We start from the raw sequence: 13699 nt of genomic DNA on the forward strand, positions 1-13699 counted from the left end.
CCCCAGGCTTGCCCACTTCGTGTGGCCGCCCACCCCCTTGCAGGGGGCAACACCAGCGGCCCGGCAAAGCCGGTTCCGCGGTGTTCCTGGAATGGAGCAATTGCAATGAACGCAGACCACGATGGTGCCGGCGCGAGCCACAGCACGCTCAAGGGCTACATGACGGGCTTCGTGCTGTCGGTGATCCTGACCGCGATTCCGTTCTGGCTCGTGATGGGCAAGGTGTTCGACAAGTCGAGCACGACGGCGATCGTGATTCTGGCCTTCGCGGCGGTGCAGATCGTGGTCCACATGATCTACTTCCTGCACATGAACACCCGATCGGAAGGCGGGTGGTCGCTGCTGGCGCTGATCTTCACGATCGTGCTCGTCGTCATCACGCTGAGCGGCTCCCTATGGGTGATGTACCACCTCAATCACAACATGATGCCGATGTCGACGCAGGACATGAAGTCCATGCCTTGACGCCGCCGTCGCAACGCCATGCCGCACGTTCCACGGCCGCCCGGATCGGGCTGGCGACGTGCGCCGTGGGGGTCTTCGCGGGCTTCGTCGCGCTCGGCACCTGGCAGGTGGAGCGCAGGGCCTGGAAGCTGGACCTGATCGCGCGCGTCGAAGTGCGCGTGCACGCACCGGCCGTTGCGGCGCCCGGGACAGCGCAATGGCCGCAGCTGAATGCGGCCCATGACGAATACCGTCATGTGCGCGTGAGCGGCATCTTTCTTCACGACCGCGAGACGCTGGTGCAGGCGAGCACCGAGCTCGGCGCCGGCTTCTGGGTGCTGACGCCGCTGCGCATGCAGGAGGGCGGCGTGGTGCTGGTCAACCGCGGCTTTGTTCCGCCCGAAGCGCGCGAGCCGGCGGCACATGCGGCGGCCGAGGCCGATGCATCGACGCGCGTGACCGGATTGCTGCGCATGACGGAGCCTGGCGGCGGCTTTCTGCGCCACAACGATCCGGCCGCGAACCGCTGGTATTCGCGCGATGTGCAGGCCATTGCCGGCGCGCGCGGGCTCGACCATGTCGCGCCCTTCTTCATCGACGCCGACGCGGCGCCACGTGCAGCCGGGGCGCCGCGCACCTGGCCGGCCGGCGGGCTGACGGTGATCAGTTTTCCCAACAACCATCTGGTCTATGCGATCACCTGGTATGCCCTCGCGCTGATGACCGCGCTGGCCGCATGGCGCGTCGCACGCGAGGAGACCGGCCGCCAACATCGCCATGCCGACGAGAATGCGGGACGGCCATGAACCAGCCCGCGAGCCTCGACGACGCCACCGGCCTGCAGAACATGCAGCAGCTGATCCAGCTGCGCTGGATCGCGGTCGTCGGCCAGGTCGTCACGATCGCGATCGTGCACTTCGGCTTCGGCATCCGCCTGCCGCTGGGCGCGATGACGGCGGTGCTGGCCTGTCTCGTCGCCTTCAATGCCGCGAGCCTGTTGCGCTGGCGCGCGCATCGCGAGGTCACCAACGGCGAGCTGTTCTTCGCGCTGCTGGTGGACGTGGGCATGCTGACCGCGCAGCTCTATCTGAGCGGCGGCGCGACGAATCCGTTCACCTTTCTCTATCTGCTGCAGGTCATCCTGGGCGCGGTGCTGTTGGAGGCCTGGTCGACCTGGACCATGGTCGCCGTCACCAGCGCCTGCTTCGCGGGGCTGGCGCTGCTGTCGCGGCCGCTGACCTTGCCGCTCGATCACTACCGAGGCCTGGCCAGTCCGTACATCCAGGGCATGCTGATCTGCTTCGCGCTCAACGCGGGGCTGCTGGTGATCTTCATCACGCGCATCGGCCGCAACCTGCGCGCGCGCGATGCGCGGCTGGCGGCGTTGCGCCAGCGCGCGGCCGAGGAAGAGCACATCGTTCGCATGGGCCTGCTGGCCTCGGGCGCGGCGCACGAGCTCGGCACGCCGCTGGCCACGCTGGCCGTGATCCTCGGCGACTGGCGCCGCATGCCGGCCTTCTCGTCGAACCCCGAACTGCTGCAGGAAGTGGGCGAGATGCAGACCCAGGTGTTGCGCTGCAAGTCCATCGTGAGCGGCATCCTGCTGTCGGCCGGCGAGGCGCGCGGCGAATCCTCGGCGAAGACGACCATCGGCACTTTTCTCGGCGAGCTGGCCGAGGATTGGCGCGTGCGGCATCCCGGCATCGACTTCGTCTACGAGAACCGCTTCGGCGCGGACTTGCCGATGGTGTCCGACTCGGCGCTCAAGCAGATGATCGGCAATCTGCTCGACAACGCGGGCGAGGCCTCGCGGCGATCGGTGCGCCTCGAAGCGGCGCGCGAAGCCGATGCGCTGACCCTGATGGTGGCTGACGACGGCGCCGGCTTCGCGCCCGGAATGCTGGCGCAGTTCGGCAAGCCCTACCAGTCGAGCAAGGGGCGGCCGGGCGGCGGGCTGGGGCTGTTCCTGGTCGTCAATGTGGCACGCACGCTGGGCGGCGTGGTCGCCGCGCGCAACCGGCCCGAAGGCGGCGCCGTGGTGCAGCTCACGCTGCCGCTGGCGGCGATCACGCTCGAAGAGGAGGATGAAGAAGATGGGAGCTGATCGCCTGCTGTTCATCGTCGAGGACGACGCCGCCTTCGCGCGCACGCTCGGGCGCTCGTTCGAGCGGCGCGGCTATGCGGTGATGAGCGCTTCCAACCTGGACCAGGTCGAGGAGCTCCTGCGCACGCATTCGCCGGGCTATGCGGTGGTCGACCTCAAGCTCAACGGCGAGGCATCGGGGCTGGCCTGCGTCAAGACCTTGCATGCGCACGATCCCGAGATGCTGATCGTGGTGCTGACCGGCTTCGCCAGCATCGCGACCGCGGTCGAGGCCATCAAGCTCGGCGCCTGCCACTATCTGGCCAAGCCTTCCAACACCGACGACATCGAGGCGGCCTTCGGACGTGCGGCGGGAACCACCGAGGTCGAGCTGACCAGCCGCTCCACCTCGATCAAGACGCTGGAGTGGGAGCGCATCCACGAGATGCTGGCCGAGACCGGCTTCAATATTTCCGAGACCGCGCGCCGGCTCGGGATGCATCGGCGCACACTGGCGCGCAAGCTGGGCAAGCAGCAGGTCAAGTGAACGGCGTGATCGGCTAGGAGGGCTCCGGCGCGAATTCGATCGTGTAGCCGAGCCGCTCGAACACCTGGAGGATCTCGCGCTCGCCATACCACTGGTCCAGTTGCGACAGCGGAACCTCGCTGCGCAAGGTGAGCGGCGACAGCCTCGCGAGTCGGCGCACCTTGGCATGGTGGCCGAACAGTTGCAGCGCATTCCAGCCGTGGTGGATGGCCGGGCCGGCATGCTCGATGGAGAAGCGGCGCGCGACATCGACGGAGGCAAAACGCAGTCCCGCATCTTCGAGTGCAGGGCGCAGCACGCCGCTCAGCTGCACGTCTTCCAGCAGCGGCCGATGCTTCCAGTGCATCGTGAGCGGATTGCCCTCGACCGTATCGGGCGGCGGGATCTCGACGCGAATGTGGGGATGATCGATGAGTGCACGCATGAAGCGGCGGCTTCGCAGGCTGAAGCCGCCGTTCTGAACTGGCGTCACGACGCAACCGGGGCGGCCGTAGTCCTTGCTCCACTCGAAGCGCGTGGACCAGTAGGACGCTTCGGGCGTGACGACGCGAGCCAGGTGGATCGGTGCCCCGACGTAGTCGCAGTCGAGAAACTCGTCGTTCCAGTTGGCCGCGTTGATCACCCAGCCATCGTCCTGCACGACCAGCGCGAACTCGGTCGGCACCACGCGCCAGAGCGCGAACATCATGAACCAGCTGTACTCGTGGTAGTTCATGGGCGCCACGGCGACGTGGCGAATGCCGGCGGCCAGGCCGTCGGGCGCCTGCGGGCAGCACAGCACGGCGCGGCTGCCGGGCATTTGCGCGAGGCTGTGCTGCAGTGCGCGCGCCGCGCCGCGAGCGTCGGGCAGGCCGGTGACCGAGATCAGTGTGATGCGCTCGAACGCGTGCATGTTTCGCTCAGCCGGGAAAGCGCGCGCAACGCGTGCCAGACGCCGCGATGGAAGGCGCACGTGTGCGCCTTGGCATTACGGTCTTCCCACAGGCGCGGCGTCATACCGCGCGATGCTACTGCCGTGCAGTGGAGATTTGCTGTCGCTGACTGCGCCAGCAGGTCCTGGAATCTCGCTTTTTGTCGCAATCGTCACGATGGATCGGCATTGATTTTTACATTCAATGCGTCGCCAACACGCGAAGAGCAAACAGGGAGTTCCGCCATGAACAAGATCCACCGCAGTCTCTGGAACGCCGCGCTCGGTGCCTGGGTTGCCGCCCCCGAAAACACGCCCGGGCGAGGCAAGCGAACGTGCAGCGCTTCGAGCACGGCGTGGACGTGCGTCTTGATGGCCGCGCTGTCGTGCCTTGGTCTGCCCATCGCCCACGCCGCCGGCGGCAATGGCGGAGGCTTTCGAAGTGGCGCAGGCGGCACTGACGGACAGGACGGAGGCGATGGCGTCGGACAAAGCTTCGGCGCCGGAGGCGGGGGCGGGGGCGGAGGCGGTTCCGGGGCAACTGTCGGGGGAACGGGCGGCTCGGGTGCCGGTGGCCGTGCCGGCGGAGCGGCAGGCCAGAACGGAGCCAGCAGTGACGGGACCGAAGGAGACGGCGGTGGCGGTGGCGGTGGCGGCAATGGTGGGGCCAATGGTCAGACGAGCGCAGGACCGCTCGAAGTCTCTGCATCGTCGATGGGTGGCAATGGTCAAGCCGGCGGCAATGGTGGTGCGAGCGGCTTCAACGGCGGAGCCGGCGGCGGCGGCGGCGGTGGTGGCGGCATCGGCCTGCTGGGGACGGCGGCGGCGCAGTTCGTCAATCGATCCACCATCAGCGGGGGCACCGGGGGCGATGGTGGCCGCGGGGGCGTGGGCATGGGCGATGGAAACGGCGAAGGTATAGGCGGCAATGGCGGGAGCGGCGGTGATGGCGGCACGGGCGTCGGCATCACGGCGTCGGGCGCGACCTTGACGAACGCCAGCAACAGCAGCATCACGGGAGGCCAGGGCGGAAAAGGCGGTGTGGGCGGAACCGGAGACGGCCCTGGCGATGGCGGCAGGGCCGGCGCGGGCGGCCATGGAGGAGCGGGCGTTTCCGGGGCTGGCCTGACGGTGGTCAACGGCGGAACGATCGAGGGCGGCCTGGCGGCCGATGGCGTCACGCGCGCCAATGCCATCGCATTCACCGGCGGCAGCAACGTGCTGACTCTGCAGTCCGGCTGGGCATTGATCGGGAACATCGGCGTCAGTGGGAGCCTGACCTTCAATCAGGCCATCGCGGTCGATCTGGCGAATGTGATCACCGGCACGGGTTCGGTTGTTCAGCAAGGCCCCGGAGCACTCACGCTCGATGGCGTCAACACCTACAGCGGCGGGACCGCCATCCGTGCCGGCACGCTGGTTGTTTCTTCCGACGCCAATCTCGGCGCAACCTCGGGTGGCCTGACCCTCGATGGCGGCACGCTCCAGACCACCGCGAGCTTTACGACCGCGCGTGCCGTCACCCTTGGGAATGGCGGGGGTACCTTCCAGACCGACGCCGACCTCGCGTCCACCGGCGTCATCTCAGGGCCGGGTGCCCTCGCCAAGACCGGCATCGGCACGCTCACTTTGTCCGGCGCGAGCAGCTACACCGGCCCGACGAACGTCAACGCGGGCACGCTGCAGGCCGGCGCGGCGAACACGTTCGCGTCGGGCAGCCGGTTCACCGTGGCAGCGGGTGCCGCGCTCGACCTCCACAACTTCAGCCAGACACTCGGCTCGCTCGCTGGTGCCGGCAGCGTGAATCTTGGCACGGCCACGCTGACGGTCGGCGACAACACGAGCACGACTTACACGGGCGCGATCTCGGGCGCCGGTGGGTCGTTGATCAAGGTCGGCACGGGCATGTTCACGCTGTTGGGTGCCAATGGCTATACGGGCGGCACCATCATCATCGACGGCACGCTCGCCGGCAGCGCCGCGAGCTTTGCTACCGGTCCGATCACCGACAACGCCGTTCTCGTCATCGATCAACCCAGCGATGCCACCTTCTCCAATCCGATCTCGGGCAACGGCACCCTCACCAAAACCGGTGCCGGCACGCTGACCCTCGGGGGCCCCAACACCTACAGGGGCGGCACGAGCTTCAATGGCGGCGTGGTCTCCGTATCCAGCAACGTGAACCTGGGCGATCCCACAGGCGGCCTCAGCTTCAACGGCGGCACGCTGCAGACCACGAGCAACCTCACGATGAACCGGGCCACGATCCTCAACGGATCGGGCACGTTCGACACGGACCCGGGCATGACCCTGACGCAGCAAGGCGCGATCAGCGGCAACGGCATTCTCGTCAAGACCGGTGGCGGCACTCTGACACTCGCGAGCCCCAGCGGCAACAGCTACACAGGCGGCACCGCCCTGCACACAGGCCAACTTGCGTTGGGCAACAGCACCGCCCTGGGCACCGGCTCCCTGGCCATGGACCCCGGCACGACGCTCGCTTTCGCTGCCGACAATCTCACGCTCACCAACCCCATCGCCTTCACCGGCGCGGGCGACCCCACCATCGACACCGGCGCCTTCACCGCCACGCTCGCCGGCGGCATCACCGGCACGGGCGACCTCGGCAAGATCGGCAGCGGCACCTTGGTCCTCGGCGGCACCAACACCTACACGGGTGCCACCATCGTCTCTGAAGGCACCTTGCGCGCAGGTGCCGTCAATTCCCTCAGCGCCGCCTCCGCACACACCATCGCCGCCGGCGCCACGCTCGACCTGGCCGGCTTCGACCAGACCCTCGCAAGTCTGACCAATGCCGGCACCGTCTCCCTGGCCGGCACAGCGCCCGGCACCACGCTCACCGTCACCGGTGCCTACGTCGGCAACAGCGGCATCCTGCGCCTGGCCACCACCCTGGGCGACAGCGCCAGTGCCAGCGACCGCCTCGTGCTCAACGGCCCCGGCGCCAGCGCCAGCGGCCACACCACCGTGCAAGTCGTCAACACCATGGGCCTGGGCGCGCTCACCAGTGGCAATGGCATCGAACTCATCGGCGCCCTCAACGGCGCCACCACCACCGCACAAGGCACCAAGGACGCCTTCGCGCTGCAGGGCGGCCATGTGGATGCGGGCGCCTACGCCTACACCCTGCAGCCCGGCGACGCCGCGGGCGCGGGAGAGAACTGGTACCTGCGCTCCACCAGCACACTGCCGCCGCCGGCACCGGCACCGGCACCGGCACCGGCACCGGCACCACCCGCACCACCGGCACCACCGGCACCACCGGCGCCACAGGCGCCGCCACCTCCACCTCCACCTCCACCCCTGCAAGTGCCGAGCTACCGCGCCGAAGTCCCGCTCTTCGCTGCGCTGCCCGAGCAACTGCGCCAGGGCGACCTCGCGATGCTCGGCAATCTGCATCAGCGCATCGGCGACGACGACGTGCAAGCCGCAGCCACGGCCGGCCTGCAGGGAAGCGCCCCCGACACCCCTTCGTCCACCGGCAACCGCCGCGCCTGGGCACGCGTCCTCGATACCCGCCGGGACATCCGCCAGGACGGCACCGTTAGTCCTCACAGCGGCGGACGCCTGACGGGCGTACAGGCTGGTACCGACCTGCTGGCCGACACCCCTTGGCACGCAGGCCTGTACGTCGGTCAGCTCGACGGCAGCATGAGCGTCCACGGCTTCGCGCTCGGCCAGCCCAGCCTCGCCGTCGGCAGCAACAGCCTGCACAGCCAGTACCTCGGTGGCTACGTCACCTGGACGAATGACAGCGGCTTCTACGCCGATGCCGTGCTGCAGGCCGGGCGCCATCACTACGACATGCAGGCCCTGGACAGGCTGCCTCTCCACGGCAAGGCCACCAGCCTGAGCGCCTCGTTCGAAGTGGGCCAGGCCTTCGTGCTGGGTGAGGGCTGGCAGATCGAGTCGCAGCTGCAACTCGTGCATCAGCACCTTGCGCTGGACGACGCCAACATCGCCTCGGCGCTGGTGCGCCAGGAGGCTGGCAGCGGTTGGCTCGTGCGCGGCGGCGTGCGCGTGAAGGGCGACATCGCCACCGCGGCGGGCAGGCTGCAGCCCTATGCGCGGCTGAACCTGTACCGGGCCTCGGGCGGCAGCGATGTCGCAAGCTTCGTCACGCCGGCAGCGACGACGTTCATCGCCAGCCGCACGGGCAGCACCGCCGCCGAGTTGGCTGGGGGCTTCACGCTCGCGCTCAACGACAGCACCAGCCTCTACGGCGAGCTCGGCAGGCTGTGGGCCTCGGGCGGGCAGGCGCGCGTGAGCAGTTCGATCGGCGCTTCGCTCGGGCTCAGGGTGCGCTGGTAAGACGCGCCGCGGCCTGGCGAATCACCAGTTCGCCTCGCGCTCCGGCGTCGCCGTGATGTGATGGATCGACAGGTCCGCGCCGTCGTACTCCTCTTCCTGCGTCAGGCGCAGGCCCATCGTCGCCTTGAGCGTGCCATAGACCGCGGCGCCGGCCACCAGGGCCCAGGCCACGCCGAGCGCGACGCCGATACATTGCGCCAGCAGGCTCACGCCGCCGATCCCGCCCAGCGCCTTGCTGCCGAAGATGCCCGCCGCGATGCCGCCCCAGGTGCCGCACAGGCCATGCAGCGGCCAGACGCCGAGCACGTCGTCGACCTTCCACTTGTTCTGCACCAGCGTGAACATGAGAACGAAGATCGCGCCCGCCACGCCGCCCACCACCAGCGCGCCGAGCGGATGCATCAGGTCGGAACCGGCGCACACGGCCACCAGCCCGGCCAGCGGCCCGTTGTAGACGAAGCCCGGATCGTTCCTGCCGAGCGCCAGCGCCACCAGCGTGCCGCCCACCATCGCCATCAGCGAGTTCACCGCGACCAGACCGGAGATCTTGTCGATGGTCTGTGCGCTCATCACGTTGAAGCCGAACCAGCCGACACACAACACCCATGCACCGAGTGCGAGAAAGGGAATGTTCGATGGTGGATGCGCGCTCAGCGAGCCGTCGCCGCGGTAGCGGTTGCGGCGCGCGCCCAGGAGCAGCACGGCCGGCAGCGCCAGCCAGCCGCCGACCGCATGCACGACCACCGAGCCTGCGAAGTCGTGGAACGGACTGCCGGTGAGCGACGCGATCCAGCCCTGGATGCCGAAGGCCCCGTTCCATGCGATGCCTTCGTACAGCGGGTAGACGAAGCCGACGATCACCGCGGTGGCGATGAGCTGCGGCCAGAACTTGGCGCGCTCGGCAATGCCGCCCGAAATGATGGCCGGGATGGCGGCCGCGAAGGTGAGAAGGAAGAAGAATTTCACCAGCCCGTAGCCGCTCTGGAGCGCGAGCCGATCGGCGCCGACGAAGAAGTGCGTGCCGTAGGCGATGCCGTAGCCGACGAGGAAATACACGATGGTCGAAACCGAGAAGTCGACCAGGATCTTGACCAGCGCATTGACCTGGTTCTTCTTGCGCACGGTGCCCAGTTCGAGGAAGGCGAAGCCCGCGTGCATGGCCAACACCATGATGGCGCCGAGAAGAATGAACAGCGCGTTTGCGCCCTGATTGAGTGCGTCCATGGGGAGTTTTTGTCTTGAGTTGGTGCGCTTCGTCCGCCTTGCACGGACGCGTACCAATCGCAAGCAAAAATGGTGCCCGTGGAGCGCGATCCTGGTGCCGATTGCCTGGGACCATGGCGTCGCGCACCGAAAAAGCACGCGCCGTCGGGGCGAGAGGCGATCCTCCGATCGCCCCGCTGCTCAGACGCCGGCCTTGGCCAGCCTCGCGTCGGCCATGGCTTGCGCCCGCAGTCGGTCGTATTCCAGCTTGTCGACGGGCGCTGCGCCCGATTGTCCGAGGTCGTTCAGATGAACCCGGTAGGTCTCCCGCGCAGTGAAGGCGGCGATCGCCGAGATGACCGTCACGCCCAGCGTGATCGCGCCGATGGTGAGCGGCACGTTGGTCGAGCCCGGAGGCGCCACGGTGGCGAAGAGTGCCGGCAGCAGCGCGGTGATGGTCGTGCCGATGTTCTGCGAGATCGCCATGGCCGAGACCCGGGTGCGCGTGCGGAACAGTTCGGGGTAGAAGCTCGGGAAGACGGCGTTGTAGCCCTGGTAGACGATGCCCCACATGAGCAGCGATGCGACAATCGCCAGCGGTACGTTGTGGATGCTGATCGCGTAGAGATACAGGAACGACAGCAGCCCCGCACCGAGCGCGCCGACGACGATCGGCGGCTTGCGGCCGATACGGTCCGAGAGGTTGCCCACATAGGGAATGACCAGCACCGCCAGGATGTTGCCCAGCACCGGAATCCACAGGTAGATGTCCTTCTGGAAGCCGATGCCGTAGGCCGGCTGCACCGCGTAGGCCGCACCGAACACCGTGGCCACCACGGGGATCACGTTCATCAGCGACATGCAGACGACGCGGATCATGTCCCGCCAGCTGAGCTGGAAGGCCTGGATGATCGGCGCCTTGGGCAGTTCGCCGTGCTGGCCTTCTTCGGCAAAGGCGGGCGTCTCCTCGACCTCGCGGCGGATGATGTAGCCCGCCACGATGACCACGAAGCTGAGCAGGAAGGGAATGCGCCAGCCCCAGCTGTTGAAGGTGTCCTCGGGCATGAAGTGCGCCAGCGGCAGGAAGACCGCCGCGGCCAGGATCTGCCCGGCCTGCACGCCCTGCAGCGTGAAGCTGGCGAAGAAGCCGCGCCGGCCGAAGGGCGCGTGCTCCAGGATCATCGAGCTGGCACCGGAAATCTCGCCGGCCACCGCGAAGCCCTGGATCAGCCGCAGCGCGACCAGCAGCGCCGGCGCCCACAGCCCGACCTGCTGGTACGTCGGCAGGAGCCCGACCGCCATCGTCGAGAAGCCCATGAGGAACATGCAGACGATCAGGACCTGCTTGCGGCCATGGGTGTCGCCCATGTGCCCGAGCACGAAGGCGCCGATGGGCCGCGCGACGTAGCCGACGCCATAGGTCGCGAGCGACGCGATGATGGCGATCCGCGGGTTCCCCGAAGGAAAGAAGATCTGGGGAAAGATCAGCGACGCTGCCGTCGCGTAGATGAAGAAGTCGTAGTACTCGAGCGCCGAGCCGATCCAGCCGCTGGCGGCGGCCTTTTTCGACTGGGGATTGGCGCGCTCGTGTTTCTCGGTGTTGGCCATGGTTGTCTCCGTGGTGGATGAATCGGATAGCGGATGTGCAAGTCACGCTTGTCCCCGGACCCGCGGCGCCACTGTACGAACGACGCAGCCTTCCCCACAACGCCGCGGGACCCACCGCCGATCGATCATCGATCGGCAACGTTCACCATGCGCGCGGAATACGGGTAAAACCTAGGGCGGGCGAGTGTTCAGCGGAAGAACGCGCTCGGCGTCTGCCCGAATTGCCGCTTGAACATCGTCGCGAAGGCGCTGGGGCTGTCGTAGCCGAGCGCCAGCGCGATATCGACGACTTTCTCGCCGGTCGCCAGCCGTTCCAGCGCGCGCAGCAGGCGCGCCTGCTGGCGCCATTGACCGAAGGTCATGCCGGTCTCGCGCGTGAAGAGGCGCTGGATGGTCTTGACGTCGACCGCGAGAAGCCGCGCCCAATGGCTCAGCGTGGACACGTCGCCCGGCCGTTCGAGCAGCCGCGCGCAGATGCGCCGAAGCCGCGGATCCGCCGGTTGCGGCAGGTGCAGCGGCAGCACGGGCAGCGCTTGCAGTTCGTCCAGCAACAGCCGCATCAGGCGTCCCGCGCGCGAATTGTCGGCATACGGTTGTTCGACCTCGGTCGCGGCCAGGATCAGCTCGCGCAGCAGGGGCGAGATGCCCACCGCCTGCGAGCGCCGCGGCAGCTGCGGCGCGGCGTCCGGGCGCACGTAGATGCTGCGCATGTGAACCACGCCGATGCAGCGGATCCGATGCGTCAGTTCGGCCGGCATCCAGATGCCTCGCGTTGGCGGCACGATCCATTGGCCGCCCTCGGCGGCCACCATCATCACGCCGTGCACCGCGTAGATCAGCTGGTTTTCGGCATGCGCATGGCTGTCGATCACGTGGCCGGCCGGGTAGTCGATCGCCCGGCTGGTCACCGGCATGCCGCTGCGCCGGAACTCGGCAAGAAAGTGCGGGGTCGGGGTCATGGCGATGCCGGAGGAGGTAGATGTCCTTTTCGCGAAGATCGAGGCCCGAAGGGCGCGAGACAGGCAAACATCCTATCTCTAACATCCAGCCTTCGTCCTGTCTCAACGAACGCGCGCGGCAGCGACCGCGCCCAGCCCATGTCATCGACTGCTGCCTCTTCCACCGCTCGCCTGACCCCCATGACGGACCGTCCGGGCGCCTCGTTCGGCGTGCTCGGCGCGATCAGCGCCTCGCACATGATCAACGACATGATGCAGTCGCTGATCCTGGCGATCTATCCCATCCTGAAGGGCGACTTCCACCTGAGCTTCGGCCAGATCGGACTGATCACGCTCACCTACCAGTTGACCGCCTCGCTGTTCCAGCCGATGGTCGGCCTCTACACCGATCGCCGTTCGACGCCCTATTCGCTGCCGGTCGGCATGAGCTTCACGCTGATCGGGCTGATCCTGCTGGCCTTCGCACCGAGCTTCGCGATCGTGCTGCTCGCTGCGGCGTTCGTCGGCACCGGCTCGTCGATCTTCCATCCGGAATCGTCGCGGGTTGCGCGCATGGCTTCCGGCGGTCGGCATGGGCTGGCGCAGTCGCTGTTCCAGGTGGGCGGCAATACCGGCAGCGCGCTCGGGCCGCTGGTCGCGGCGGCGATCATCGTGCCGTTCGGTCAGCACAGCGTGGCATGGTTCGGGCTGGCCGCGCTGGTCGGCATCCTGCTGTTGACGCAGGTCAGCAAGTGGTATGCGGTCCAGCAGGCGGCCGCCAAGGCGCGCCCGGCACAACGTGCGGCCGCACCGCCGCTGCCGCGCGGCAAGGTGATCGGTGCCATCGGCGTGCTGCTGCTGCTGATCTTCTCGAAGTATTTCTACATCGCCGGCATCAGCAGCTTCTACACCTTCTACCTGATGGACAAGTTCGGCGTGTCGGTCCAGAGCGCGCAGGTCTATCTGTTCGTGTTTCTGTTCGCCTCCGCGCTCGGTACGCTGGTGGGCGGACCGGTCGGCGACCGCATCGGCCGCAAGCCCGTGATCTGGGCATCGATCCTCGGCGTCGCGCCCTTCGCGCTGCTGCTGCCGCACGCCGATCTGTTCTGGACCACGACGCTGACGATCATCATCGGGCTGATCCTGTCCTCGGCGTTCTCCGCGATCCTCGTCTATGCGCAGGAACTGATGCCGGGCAAGGTCGGGATGGTCTCGGGCCTGTTCTTCGGTTTCGCGTTCGGCATGGGCGGCCTGGGCGCTGCACTGCTGGGCCTCCTGGCCGATCACACCAGCATCGACTTCGTCTACCGCGTCATCGCCTACTTGCCGCTGCTCGGCATCGTCGCGGCGCTGCTGCCGAGCGTCGAGCGGCCGCGCCGCTTCGCGATGACCTGACGGACGCGCGCTCTCGGTATCGGCGGCCGGTCGCACACCCTGTCGCCGAGCACTCGCTCGGGCAGCGAAAAAGTACCACGCGCTACGCCCCTTTGAAACAATTGTTCAGATTGTTCCTGCGCATTTATCGCACATTGTCGCGTGTGCATGCGGCCTTCTCCAGGGTGCCGCGGGCATTCGGCAAGGGGCACGCCGACGCATCAGTCGCCTCGCTTTCGCCGGCCTGCGCCAGCGTACCT

10 protein-coding genes are annotated in these 13699 nt (G+C 67.8%); 6 read left to right on the top strand and 4 right to left on the bottom strand.

Going from position 1 to position 13699, the window contains the following annotated elements:
- Positions 1-105 precede the first annotated feature (105 nt).
- Genes cyoD through WDLP6_RS00580 form a run of 4 tightly spaced genes read left to right on the top strand, consistent with a single transcriptional unit; the run spans position 106 to position 3074 of the window.
- Positions 106-465: a cytochrome o ubiquinol oxidase subunit IV gene (gene cyoD, locus WDLP6_RS00565; protein WP_162565250.1), complete on the top strand. Its 360-nt coding sequence runs from the start codon at positions 106-108 to the stop codon at positions 463-465.
- Positions 462-1250 (top strand): SURF1 family protein, encoded by a 789-nt coding sequence (locus WDLP6_RS00570; protein WP_232076919.1) that lies wholly within the window; start codon positions 462-464, stop codon positions 1248-1250. Before cyoD ends, WDLP6_RS00570 begins: the two co-directional genes overlap by 4 nt.
- Positions 1247-2548 carry an ATP-binding protein gene (locus tag WDLP6_RS00575; protein WP_162590784.1) on the top strand — a complete coding sequence of 434 codons (1302 nt, stop codon included), beginning with the start codon at positions 1247-1249 and terminating at the stop codon, positions 2546-2548. The genes WDLP6_RS00570 and WDLP6_RS00575 overlap by 4 nt, the downstream gene beginning before the upstream one ends.
- Entirely contained in the window at positions 2538-3074 is a 537-nt protein-coding gene (locus WDLP6_RS00580) for a response regulator transcription factor (protein WP_197910123.1), read from the top strand. Before WDLP6_RS00575 ends, WDLP6_RS00580 begins: the two co-directional genes overlap by 11 nt.
- A gap of 13 nt (positions 3075-3087) precedes the next feature.
- Here WDLP6_RS00580 and WDLP6_RS00585 read toward each other — a convergent pair whose 3' ends face one another.
- A complete protein-coding gene (locus WDLP6_RS00585) occupies positions 3088-3966 on the bottom strand; it encodes a DUF5672 family protein (RefSeq protein ID WP_162590786.1) in 879 nt (292 codons plus the stop codon).
- Positions 3967-4230: 264 nt separating this feature from the next.
- Between WDLP6_RS00585 and WDLP6_RS35340 the strand changes: the two genes are divergently transcribed.
- Positions 4231-8316, top strand: coding sequence for an autotransporter outer membrane beta-barrel domain-containing protein (locus WDLP6_RS35340; RefSeq protein WP_162590787.1), 4086 nt, complete (start codon positions 4231-4233; stop codon positions 8314-8316).
- 21 nt (positions 8317-8337) lie between these two features.
- Here WDLP6_RS35340 and WDLP6_RS00595 read toward each other — a convergent pair whose 3' ends face one another.
- The 3 genes from WDLP6_RS00595 to WDLP6_RS00605 form a co-directional block, all read right to left on the bottom strand.
- Positions 8338-9540, bottom strand: coding sequence for an ammonium transporter (locus WDLP6_RS00595; RefSeq protein ID WP_162565256.1), 1203 nt, complete (start codon positions 9538-9540; stop codon positions 8338-8340).
- A gap of 180 nt (positions 9541-9720) precedes the next feature.
- The gene (locus WDLP6_RS00600; RefSeq protein WP_162590788.1) at positions 9721-11127 is read right to left on the bottom strand and encodes an MFS transporter; all 1407 of its coding nucleotides are present in this window, start codon (positions 11125-11127) and stop codon (positions 9721-9723) included.
- Positions 11128-11315: 188 nt separating this feature from the next.
- Positions 11316-12086, bottom strand: coding sequence for an AraC family transcriptional regulator (locus WDLP6_RS00605; RefSeq protein WP_162590789.1), 771 nt, complete (start codon positions 12084-12086; stop codon positions 11316-11318).
- A gap of 180 nt (positions 12087-12266) precedes the next feature.
- Between WDLP6_RS00605 and WDLP6_RS00610 the strand changes: the two genes are divergently transcribed.
- A complete protein-coding gene (locus WDLP6_RS00610; RefSeq protein ID WP_232076920.1) occupies positions 12267-13460 on the top strand; it encodes an MFS transporter in 1194 nt (397 codons plus the stop codon).
- Positions 13461-13699 lie beyond the last annotated feature (239 nt).

It is taken from the genome of Variovorax sp. PBL-E5 (assembly GCF_901827185.1).
GTDB lineage: Bacteria > Pseudomonadota > Gammaproteobacteria > Burkholderiales > Burkholderiaceae_C > Variovorax.

Coding starts and splice junctions, on each gene's coding strand:
- cyoD (WP_162565250.1), top strand. CDS start 106: ATGAACGCAGACCACGATGGTGCCGGCGCGAGCCACAGCACGCTCAAG.
- WDLP6_RS00575 (WP_162590784.1), top strand. CDS start 1,247: ATGAACCAGCCCGCGAGCCTCGACGACGCCACCGGCCTGCAGAACATG.
- WDLP6_RS00580 (WP_197910123.1), top strand. CDS start 2,538: ATGGGAGCTGATCGCCTGCTGTTCATCGTCGAGGACGACGCCGCCTTC.
- WDLP6_RS00585 (WP_162590786.1), bottom strand. CDS start 3,966: ATGCACGCGTTCGAGCGCATCACACTGATCTCGGTCACCGGCCTGCCC.
- WDLP6_RS35340 (WP_162590787.1), top strand. CDS start 4,231: ATGAACAAGATCCACCGCAGTCTCTGGAACGCCGCGCTCGGTGCCTGG.
- WDLP6_RS00595 (WP_162565256.1), bottom strand. CDS start 9,540: ATGGACGCACTCAATCAGGGCGCAAACGCGCTGTTCATTCTTCTCGGC.
- WDLP6_RS00600 (WP_162590788.1), bottom strand. CDS start 11,127: ATGGCCAACACCGAGAAACACGAGCGCGCCAATCCCCAGTCGAAAAAG.
- WDLP6_RS00605 (WP_162590789.1), bottom strand. CDS start 12,086: ATGACCCCGACCCCGCACTTTCTTGCCGAGTTCCGGCGCAGCGGCATG.
- WDLP6_RS00610 (WP_232076920.1), top strand. CDS start 12,267: ATGACGGACCGTCCGGGCGCCTCGTTCGGCGTGCTCGGCGCGATCAGC.